Source organism: Staphylococcus ureilyticus (assembly GCF_002902235.1).
Classification (GTDB): domain Bacteria; phylum Bacillota; class Bacilli; order Staphylococcales; family Staphylococcaceae; genus Staphylococcus; species Staphylococcus ureilyticus.
The window spans coordinates 678-3,287 of sequence record NZ_PPRL01000181.1; the positions used below are offsets into that span (position 1 = coordinate 678).

Consider the following 2,610-nt stretch of genomic DNA (forward strand, 5'->3'; position numbering starts at 1 on the left):
TTAATTTGTCTATATGTAAAAATACCAAAAATAATGACAAAAGCGAATTGTACAGTTTTAATTAGAGGTGAGCTAAATTCTAATATTTTAATATGCAGCATTGTTCCAATAATAGGGGCTATAAAATTAAAACTAAATAATATTAGACATATACCAACTAATACTTGTTGTGATTTAGGCATGTTTATCACTCCAAATTATAAAATTATTGTTAAGAATGTTGATACTTCCACTGAGGGTGACCCATTATTTAATGATGTAACAATATCATCATCACTAAAAATACAGTGCTAAATTTCAAAAAATATTTTCTGATTTATTCTAATATGCTTATGACCCAATTGATACTTTTTCTTAATAAACGTACATAAACATTTAGTTGAATTATATTATTTCATAAAAAATAACCGCACCAATTAAGATACGGTTATATAAATATATGACTGCTTGATAAAATTCCAAAAAAATCTTATCTAGCATTTTGCATCACTTTACTTAATTAACGCTTACAGTAATTTCAATATCAATCGTGTGTTTTAGTGCTTTCGAGTACGGGCAATAATTATGCGCTTTTTCAACGAACATCTCCGCTTCTTCTTGGCTGAGATCTTTAAGTAATACATCTAATTCAGCTGCCAATTTCACACCGCCATCAGATTTATCTGGCAATAAATAAGCAGTCGCACGTACTTCTGGCTCAATTGTACCTTTGCCTGCACCTTTCAAAATATGCATTAGCGCATTGTTAAAACAAGAGCTGTAACCTGCTGCAAATAACTGTTCAGGGTTTGACTCTGTAACGCCGTTGCCACCCATTTCTTTTGGAACAGCTAAGTCTTGATAAAATGTATTATCTTCACTAAAAACTTTTCCATCTCTTCCTCCATTACTTATGACAGTTGTTTCAAATAATGGTTTTGCCATGAAAATCACTCCAATAATTTTTGAAATTCAATAATAATGATTAATTAATCGTTTTACATATCAAATTAAGCTTAATCTAATTGTATTCTATCATTAATTTTTAGATATTTAAAATCATAAGTGTTAAATTGTCATTTGTCTCTACTCATTAAAAAATAGGACAAATACATAAGTAAATGTCCTATTTGGCTAAAACACTTTCAATTGTTCGCTATGTATTACAAAACTCACCAACACTTCTGCTAATAGGTAGTTATATTATGTATAAAGACAAGAAGAACTCGTTTCTAAAACCTAAAACACTAAGTTCAAAACTATAGCTATTAAAGCTAAAATAATCGCTATATAACCTAGTTTAAATTTAGCTAATACTCCATAAACACCAACAAATAAAATTCCTAAAGTTGTACATAAAGAAGCCACATCTGAATTTATTTGAAAGGCAAAAACAACAAGACTAATGAAGAAAAATATAGAAGAAATAATCAAAGAAATCATAGAAAAAATACCACGATTTTTTTCATTCATAATAAAAAGCTCCTTTCACTTTTTAAAATATAAAACAATATTGCATTATTGACGTTGAGCTTCTGAACTCTTAACTTTTATAATAATGTTTAGAATACCAAGCCACAAAAATTGCAAACAATATAAAATAAACTCCAAACCATGTGTTTAAATGGTCTTGATTCATTTGTTTATATGCAAAAAATACTAAAAACATCCCTAAAATCACTTGTACAATAAGTAAAAACCATTTCAAATAACCCACTCCTTTACATTTTTCATTATTTCACAATATAATTAATCAAAATATTTTTATTTATAAAATAAAATAGGGCAAGCACATTATGGTACTGATCTTAGTATCAATACAAGAGAAAACTCCTTTCTAAAAGAACAAAATCTCTATTAAACCTAAATTAAACAAAACTGCACCTACTGATAAGTAAAGAACTTCAGTTTTTCCTTCTTTTTTAGTTTCAATCCAATAATTTAAGATAAGTATTAAACCTACAACGGATAAAGAAAAAGGAAAATTTATAAGACCTGTTAAATCCAATATTGTTAATATGGAAGTTACTATAATTAATAAAATCAATATATTAGATATAACATTTAAACTCTTCATTACAACATCTCATTTTTCAAACATTTACATTGTTATTTTTTCCAATTCCTTTATTAACGTTGATCTTCAGAACTGTTTACAATTAATAATTTTTTCGTATAAACATATATTCTATTTTTTATCTTTAAACTTTTTAAGCACAAAGGAAAATGGTGTCATAACGAATGCAAAAAATGATGAAGAAATTAGATTTGCATACATATCAAATTCAATTGGTAATACTAAATCCAATAGGGATTTCAAAACAAAAAATGAAAGAAAAAAATATATAAATGACAAAAAGATCTTCAAAATACAACCTCCTTTTTAAGTGAACTTTATTTCAGTCTAATTAATCTAAACTCTAATATAAATATAACAAAAATAGGGTGAGCAGATAAGTGTTTGCCCATTGCATGTCCACTCCTCAAATCAAAGGTAATGGGTTAAATATTAAAATAATGATAATAAAAAACCATACCAAAGAGGTGAAACATAAGTTTCCATTATTGCTGCTAGTAATACAATTGGTAAATAATAAAGAATATAGCTTTTAATGCTGTCAATTAATATTA

5 protein-coding genes are annotated in these 2,610 nt (G+C 26.7%); all 5 read right to left on the minus strand.

What is annotated here, in order from left to right; all coding sequences use genetic code 11:
* Nucleotides 1-182 (minus strand): hypothetical protein (locus CD150_RS13620; protein ID WP_103161663.1); only part of this gene is annotated, 182 nt, incomplete at its 3' end.
* Nucleotides 183-495: 313 nt separating this feature from the next.
* Nucleotides 496-924, minus strand: coding sequence for an Ohr family peroxiredoxin (locus CD150_RS13045; protein WP_046207036.1), 429 nt, complete (start codon nt 922-924; stop codon nt 496-498).
* A gap of 294 nt (nt 925-1,218) precedes the next feature.
* On the minus strand, nt 1,219-1,452 hold the full coding sequence (locus CD150_RS13050; protein WP_046207037.1) for a hypothetical protein: 234 nt from the start codon (nt 1,450-1,452) through the stop codon (nt 1,219-1,221).
* Nucleotides 1,453-1,522: 70 nt separating this feature from the next.
* Nucleotides 1,523-1,687: a hypothetical protein gene (locus CD150_RS13550; RefSeq protein WP_164987246.1), complete on the minus strand. Its 165-nt coding sequence runs from the start codon at nt 1,685-1,687 to the stop codon at nt 1,523-1,525.
* Nucleotides 1,688-1,816: 129 nt separating this feature from the next.
* The gene (locus CD150_RS13055) at nt 1,817-2,056 is read right to left on the minus strand and encodes a hypothetical protein (RefSeq protein WP_073345063.1); all 240 of its coding nucleotides are present in this window, start codon (nt 2,054-2,056) and stop codon (nt 1,817-1,819) included.
* Nucleotides 2,057-2,610: the final 554 nt, after the last annotated feature.

What these genes read in the sequence shown, in the direction of transcription:
- CD150_RS13045 (WP_046207036.1), bottom strand. Translation starts at nt 924, where the DNA reads ATGGCAAAACCATTATTTGAAACAACTGTCATAAGTAATGGAGGAAGA.
- CD150_RS13050 (WP_046207037.1), bottom strand. Translation starts at nt 1,452, where the DNA reads ATGAATGAAAAAAATCGTGGTATTTTTTCTATGATTTCTTTGATTATT.
- CD150_RS13055 (WP_073345063.1), bottom strand. Translation starts at nt 2,056, where the DNA reads ATGAAGAGTTTAAATGTTATATCTAATATATTGATTTTATTAATTATA.